Consider the following 7,325-nt stretch of genomic DNA (forward strand, 5'->3'; position numbering starts at 1 on the left):
GAGCGCCCCGGCGCGATTGCGGCGATCTACGACGTGCCCCTGCCGCGCCCGCGCTCGCTCGATGCGATGGCCGACCCCGTGTTCACGGAGCTGGTGCAGCGCATCCGCAAGCACTTCTTCACCCAGACCTCGCTGGACTGAGGGTTCGCAGAATGGCACCGCGCCTCGCCATACGCGATATCGCCTTTTTTGAACGGCCGGTGCAATTCTCGCGGCCGTTCCGCTTCGGCAATGTCGTCATCGATGCGACGCCGCAGACCTTCGTGCTGGTCGAGATCGAGGTGGAGGGTAACGGCAGGGCGGTCGGCGCCTCCGCCGAGTTCCTGGTGCCGAAATGGTTCGACAAGCGGCCGCAGCTGACGCCGGCGCAAACCGTCGAGGAGTTGCGCCATTCGCTGCTGATCGCGCGCGAGCTCTATCTGTCGCACAAGGAGTTCGACACCGCCTTCGGCCTGCACGCCGCCTGCATCGCCCGTCAGGTCAAGCTCTGCGCCAAGGAGGACATTCCGCCGCTGGCGGCGGCTTACGGCCCGGCCGAGATCGACAAGGCGATCCTCGATGCGCTGCTCCGCGCCGCCAGCACGAATTTCTTCGATGGCATGGCGCAGAACATCGCCGGCATCGATGCGCGGCTGTCGCCTGACCTCGCAGACGCCGACATCGAAAAATTCCTCAGCCGTCGCAGGCGGCTGGAGCGCGTCGCCATCCGCCACACCGTCGGCCTGGACGACGCCATCGAAGGCGAGGGCGGCGTCGCCGATCCCAAGGAGATCGCCGGCGCGCGCTATTTCAAGCTCAAGCTCAACGGCGATCCCGCCCATGACGCCGACCGGCTGATCCGGATCGGCGGCGAACTGGCGCGGCTGCCGTACGACTACAAGGTCACGCTGGACGCCAACGAGCAGTACGCCGACCTCGACGCGCTCGCCACGCTGGTCGACCGCCTCGACCGCGACGGCGCGCTGGCGCCGATCGCCGCAAGACTGCACTACATCGAGCAGCCGATGCCGCGCGACATCACGCGCAAATCGCCGCTCGGCGCACTGGCGCGGCGCGATTTCATCGTCGACGAGGCCGACGATTCCTACGACGCCTTCCCGGCGGCGCGCGCGCTCGGCTATCGCGGCATTTCCTCGAAATCCTGCAAGGGCATCTACAAGTCCGTCGTCAACGCGACGCGCGCGGCGAAGTGGAGCGCGCAAGGTGCGCGCTGCTTCATCACGGGCGAGGACCTGACCTGCCAGGCAGGTCTTGCCGTGCAGCAGGATCTGGCGCTGGGCGCGCTGCTCGGCATCACCCATGCCGAGCGCAACGGTCACCATTATGTCGACGGTTTCGGCGACACCCCGGCCGCGGAGGCCGAGCGCTTCCTCGCCGGCCATGGCGATCTCTACGAGCGCAGCGGCGGCAAGGTCCGCCTCGCCATCCATGACGGCGATCTCCTCACGGGATCGCTCGCGACGGCCGGCTTTGCCAGCGCCGTCCATCCGGACTGGACTTCGATTGCGCCGCTGGCGCGGCCCAGGACGATTCCAAGGGAGCAGACGGCATGACCACCAAACGCCTCGGCCTGATCATGAACGGCGTGACGGGCCGCATGGGGCTGAACCAGCACCTGATCCGCTCCATCGTCGCGATCCGCGACCAGGGCGGCGTGCTGCTCGCCAACGGCGACCGCGTAATGCCGGATCCGATTCTCATCGGCCGCGATGCGGAGAAAGTCGCTGCGCTCGCAAAGCGCTTCGACATCATCAGATACACCACCGATCTCGACAAGGCGCTGGCCGACAGGAACGACGAAATCTTCTTCGACGCCGCCACCACGCAGGCGCGGCCCTCTCTGCTCACGAAAGCGATCAATGCCGGCAAGCATGTCTATTGCGAGAAGCCGATCGCAACCAATCTCGAGGAGGCCGTGGCGGTGGTGAAACTCGCCAATTCAAAGGGCGTCAAGCACGGCACCGTGCAGGACAAGCTGTTCCTGCCGGGTTTGAAGAAGCTCGCCTTCCTGCGCGACTCCGGCTTCTTCGGCCGCATTCTCTCGGTGCGCGGCGAGTTCGGTTACTGGGTGTTCGAGGGCGACTGGCAGGAAGCGCAGCGCCCGTCGTGGAATTACCGCGCCGAGGACGGCGGCGGCATCATCCTCGACATGGTGTGCCACTGGCGCTACGTGCTGGACAATCTGTTCGGCGAGGTCGAGAGCGTCACGTGCCTCGGCACGACCGACATCCCCGAGCGCTTTGACGAGAAGGGCAAGAAGTACAAGGCGACCGCCGATGATTCCGCCTACGCCACCTTCCGCCTCAAGGGCGGCGTCATCGCCCACATCAACATGAGCTGGGTGACGCGCGTCTACCGCGACGACCTCGTCACCTTCCAGGTCGACGGCACGCTGGGCTCGGCGGTCGCCGGCCTTTCCGATTGCGTGATCCAGGCCCGACAGGCGACGCCGCGGCCGGTGTGGAACCCCGACGAGAAGCGCCTGCACGATTTCTACGCCGACTGGCACAAGCTGCCCGACAACGCCGTCTACGACAACGGCTTCAAGGAGCAGTGGGAGATGTTCATCCGCCACGTCTGCGAGGATGCGCCCTACAAGTTCACGTTGCTCGAAGGCGCCAAGGGCGTGCAGCTCGCCGAATGCGCGTTGCAGAGCTGGAAGGAGCGGCGCTGGATCGACGTCGCCCCGATCACAGCATGATCCGGAAAAGTGGGCACCGGTTTTCCCTGCGACAAACGCGAAGCGTTTGCGCGGAGATCATGCTCAAACGAAATGCGTGAGGAGGCCAACGATGAACAAGCCCGTCCAGCCGATGTCCTCGCTATCGCTCAAACTGCCGACGGCGGATCGCACGCTCGAGACCTACCGCCTCGCGGCCTCGCGCAGCTTTCCCGCCAAACTCCAGGGTCCGCTCAACCGCGTCGCCTTCTCCGCCGCCCACGTCGTCGCCGATCCCATGGCCGACAACGATCCATGGCTGACGGCTGATATCGACTGGGACCGCACCATCGCCTTCCGCGAGCACATCTGGGATCTCGGGCTCGGCGTGGCCGAGGCCATGGACACCGCGCAACGCGGCATGGGCCTGGACTGGCCGACCTCGCTGGAGCTGATCCAGCGCTCGGTGCGCGCGGCGCGCACGCGCGGCGCGCTGGTGTTCTCCGGCGCCGGCACCGACCATCTCGCGGTCGAAGACGCCAAAACCACCGACGACGTGATCCGCGCCTATGAGGAGCAGATCGCCGCCGTCGAAAAGGCGGGCGGGCGCATCATCCTGATGGCCTCGCGCGCGCTGGCCAGGCTCGGCCGCAGCGCCGACGACTACGCAAAAGTCTATGGTCGCGTGCTGTCGCAGGTGAAGGAGCCCGTCATCATCCACTGGCTCGGCGACATGTTCGATCCGGCGCTGGCAGGCTACTGGGGCACCGCCGATCTCGACAAGGCGATGGACACGGCGGTCGCCATCATCAACGCCAATGCGGCCAAGGTCGACGGCGTCAAGGTCTCGCTGCTCGACAAGCAGCGCGAGATCGACATCCGCCGCCGTCTCGACAAGAGAGTCAAGATGTACACCGGCGACGACTTCAACTATGCCGAGCTGATCGCCGGCGACGAAACTGGCTATTCGCACGCGCTGCTCGGCATTTTCGACGCCATTGCGCCCGCGGCGTCCTATGCGCTGTCGCGGCTTGCGGCGGGCGATGCAGCCGGCTTCCACGACGTGCTCGGCCCCACGGTGCCGCTGTCGCGCCACATCTTCCGCACGCCCACGCGCTTCTACAAGACCGGCGTCGTGTTCATGGCCTACCTCAACGGCCATCAGGATCACTTCACCATGGTCGGCGGGCAGGAGAGTGCCCGCTCGACCTTGCATCTGGCCGAACTGTTTCGTTTGGCCGACAAGGCCGGGCTGCTCGGCAACCCGGAAGCAGCAACGCGGCGCATGAAGGCGGTGCTGGCGACGCGCGGCATCGAGGCCTGATGCGGGATTTTTCCAACGATCACCGCTGGCTGTCGCTCAACACGGCGACGGTCCGCAAGCAGGGCGACCTCTTGGAGATCATGGACGCCTGCGCGCGTCATGGCATCCGCGCCATCAATCCCTGGCGCGACCAGGTCGCCGCGGTCGGGCTCGATCGTGCCGCGCGCGCCGTGCGCGACGCCGGGCTCGATCTCTCCGGCTATTGCCGCGGCGGCATGTTCGTCTCCGACGCCGCGCGCCGCAGCGAAGTGCGCGACGACAACCGCCGCGCGGTGGACGAGGCGAAGGCGCTGGGCGCGTCCTGCATCGTGCTGGTGGTCGGCGGCCTGCCGCAATTCTCGCGGCCGGGCAGCGCGCCGTCAAAGGATATCGCCGCGGCGTGGACGCAGGTCCATGACGGTATCGCCGAGATGCTGGACTACGCGCGCGCAGCCAACCTGCCGCTCGCCATCGAGCCCTTGCATCCCGCCTACGCCGCCGACCGCGCCTGCGTGAATACGACCAAGCAGGCGCTCGATCTCTGCGACGCCATCGATCCCGCGCGCTCGGGCATGCTCGGCATAGCGCTCGACGTCTATCACGTCTGGTGGGATCCCGAGCTGATGGGCCAGATCGAACGCGCCGGCACGGACCGCATCCTCGCCTTCCACGTCTGCGACTGGCTGGTGCCGACCAGGGACATGCTCAACGACCGCGGCATGATGGGCGACGGCGTCATCGACATCAGGCGCGTCCGCGCCGCCGTCGAGTCGCAGGGCTTTGCCGGCTATTGCGAGATCGAGATCTTTTCCAACGACTGGTGGGGCCGGCCGATGGACGAGGTGCTGCGCACCTGCATCGAGCGGCACAGGACGGTGGTGTAGTTCGGAGTCGTCCCGGGCAAGCGAGCACAGCGAGCGCGACCCGGGACCCATAACCACCGGAGTTCGTTTTGCGAAGGCTGGAGTTCCAGCTTGTTCTAAAAACAACGCCCTGTGGTTGTGGGCCCTGGCCTTCGCCGGGGCGACAATGGAAGCCGGGACGACCAGCGGAGTGTTGGGCGCCGCTTCACTGCTCCGCCACCCGCGGCATGGTGTTGAACCGCGCCTTCTGCTCGGCGCTCAGCGTGGCATAGAACTGGTCCAGCGCCGGTTGCACGCGGTCGGCGGCGGCGAGCATGGCCTCGAGCCGCTTCTCCATCGCCTCCAGCCGGCCGACCGGCGTCTGCGGCACGGCGTCGGGACAGGCGGCCTGCAGGATCTTCACGGCAACGTTGGTCGCGCCGCCGAGGCGCTCGAGTGCTTCCTTCTGCCTGCCCGCCGGACGGACCACCGCAGCGATCCGCTCGATCGGCAATTGCGTCAGGCTGGATTTCGGATCGCCGCAGCTTTCCTCGGGCGATGCATTGGCCTCCTGTTGCGGCCGGGACTCGTCGATCCTGGGCCGCAGCGCGTTGAAGCGCGCCTGCTGCTCGTCATTGAGCGAAGCATAGAACCTCTCCAGCGCCGGCCGCACGACCTTGACCGCATCGAGCGTGGCGCGGATGCGGCTCGTCATCGCCCGCAGTCGCCCGGGCGGGGTCAGCGCATAGGTTTCGCTGCAGGATTGCCTGAACGTCTCGGCAGCGCTTGCCGCCGCGGCCTTCAGCTCGTTGAGCAGGGCGCGCTGTTCCGCCGTCGGCCGCACCGCCTTGGCGATCTCTTCGATCGGCCAGGCCGTCACGCCGCCTTGCGGATCGCCGCACACTTGCCGGTAGGCTTGCGTGCCCGGCGTTGCGCGGTCGCGCGCGGCCATCCCGCCGCCGGCCGGATAGCCGGCATAGGCGGAATAGCGGTTGTCCGGCCCCCAAAACACGGTGTCGACGAAGTCGTCATAGGCGTAGGCCCAGTAACCGGGCTCATAGGCGTAGGGCCAGAACGTGTATTCGAAGATGTCGGAATAGGCATAAGGCCAGAACACCGGCCCGAGCCAGGCGACGAACACCGCCCGCTTGCGATGCCGCCAGGCCTCGCGGGGCGCCCAATGATGGTGGCGATCCCGGAGTGCCGCCTGCGCCCGCATCGCATCGCGGTCGCGGAAATGCGCGGCAAACCGGCCGCGCGCGGCGGCCTGCACGGCGGCGGATCGGTCCGTTTGCGGCCTCGGCCCCAACGCTTGCAGGCGCGCCTGGTCACGCTGCTGCACGCGTTGCTCCCGTTGAAGCTGGCGGTTCTGGGTCTGGAGCAAGCGCTGCTGCGCACGCTGCGCCCGTGCTCCCTCCGGTTTCCTCGCCTGCAATTCCTCCACGCGCCGTTGCAGGCGATCGATGCGGCCCTGCCGATCGGTGCTCTCGCGTGAAAGCCTGGCGCGCTGCCGTTCCTGCACCGCCTGCTGCCGGGTCTGCACGGCCTGCTGCCGTTCGAGGACGCGCTGCTCGCGCCCAAGGACGCGCTGTTCGCGCCGGCCCATGCGCGTGTCGACCTGCTGCTCTCGCGAGGGGCGGGCGCTCACTGCGGGCGGTCCGCTCGGCCGCGGCGGCGCCGCGACGCGGGGGCGATCCGGGCGCGCCATGGCCGGACGTTGCGGTGGCGGCGCGGCGCGACGGAAATCCGGTCGTGGCGTTGCAACGTGCGGCGTTGCCGGTCGCGACGGTGCGGCAACATGCGGGGCCGGGCGCGCCGCGGGCGCTGCAGGGCGAGCCATTGCCGGCGGACGCGCCATTGCGGGCGGCGCGGCAGGGCGTGCGACTGCCGGTGGAGGCGCGGCGGGCCGCGCTATCGCAGCCGGTGGCGCTGCGGGCCGGGCCGCCGGCGCGGCGGGAGCTCCTCCCGGAGGGCCGCCCCTTCGGTCCTGGGCGGATGCGCCGAGGCATGCCGCGATCGAAGAAAATCCGACAACGAACGTCACCAAGCCAATGCCGCGCGGACGCATGACCGCACTCCCTCGCTATACGGTCGCCCACCGAACTCAACGCGCGAGGAGGCAAAACGTTCGCTTCGCAAGGCGGCATGGCGGCGGGATTCGTGGGGCGCAGCCTGATTGTTCGCCGGACGCTCGCCCCGGAACGGCGGGAAGAATTTTTCGGAATTACAAAATAGGCTCTTGACTATTACGCAAATCAGAACTATACGTCTTCCCAGCCCGTGCCACCGTGAGGGACGTTTCGCGATCGTCACGAAACGTGGTGCGGGTTGCGATGGGCCGCTTGCTGCGTCAGGTGCTTGCGCCGGGCGAAACGCTAGCTGCGGACGGTGAAATCGTGTGGTCCTGGCGCCGCGACCCTGGCGTCTATCCGGCCTGCCTGTGCGGGCCCGGCAACGGTGACAATAAAGGCCGCTCACCGGGGAGATCACGTATAAACCGTCAAACCATTGCGCGGGGAAG

5 protein-coding genes and 1 pseudogene are annotated in these 7,325 nt (G+C 67.6%); 5 read left to right on the top strand and 1 reads right to left on the bottom strand.

The features are described 5' to 3' along the window. The 5 genes and pseudogenes from ACT4OC_RS25200 to ACT4OC_RS25220 all read left to right on the top strand — a co-directional run. Window positions 1-141, top strand: a pseudogene (locus ACT4OC_RS25200) (ABC transporter ATP-binding protein); the annotation flags it as partial. Window positions 142-152: 11 nt separating this feature from the next. Next, window positions 153-1,553 (top strand): hypothetical protein, encoded by a 1,401-nt coding sequence (locus ACT4OC_RS25205; protein ID WP_444841758.1) that lies wholly within the window; start codon window positions 153-155, stop codon window positions 1,551-1,553. After that, window positions 1,550-2,701: a Gfo/Idh/MocA family protein gene (locus tag ACT4OC_RS25210; protein WP_444841759.1), complete on the top strand. Its 1,152-nt coding sequence runs from the start codon at window positions 1,550-1,552 to the stop codon at window positions 2,699-2,701. The genes ACT4OC_RS25205 and ACT4OC_RS25210 overlap by 4 nt, the downstream gene beginning before the upstream one ends. A gap of 91 nt (window positions 2,702-2,792) precedes the next feature. After that, a complete protein-coding gene (locus ACT4OC_RS25215; RefSeq protein WP_444841760.1) occupies window positions 2,793-3,983 on the top strand; it encodes a dihydrodipicolinate synthase family protein in 1,191 nt (396 codons plus the stop codon). Continuing rightward, a complete protein-coding gene (locus tag ACT4OC_RS25220; protein WP_444841761.1) occupies window positions 3,983-4,846 on the top strand; it encodes a sugar phosphate isomerase/epimerase family protein in 864 nt (287 codons plus the stop codon). Before ACT4OC_RS25215 ends, ACT4OC_RS25220 begins: the two co-directional genes overlap by 1 nt. Window positions 4,847-5,030: 184 nt before the next feature. On the opposite strand, the gene ACT4OC_RS25225 is transcribed toward ACT4OC_RS25220, so the two are convergent. Then, window positions 5,031-6,452, bottom strand: coding sequence for a Spy/CpxP family protein refolding chaperone (locus ACT4OC_RS25225; protein ID WP_444841762.1), 1,422 nt, complete (start codon window positions 6,450-6,452; stop codon window positions 5,031-5,033). Window positions 6,453-7,325: the final 873 nt, after the last annotated feature.

This window comes from Bradyrhizobium sp. (assembly GCF_052389815.1).
GTDB lineage: Bacteria > Pseudomonadota > Alphaproteobacteria > Rhizobiales > Xanthobacteraceae > Bradyrhizobium.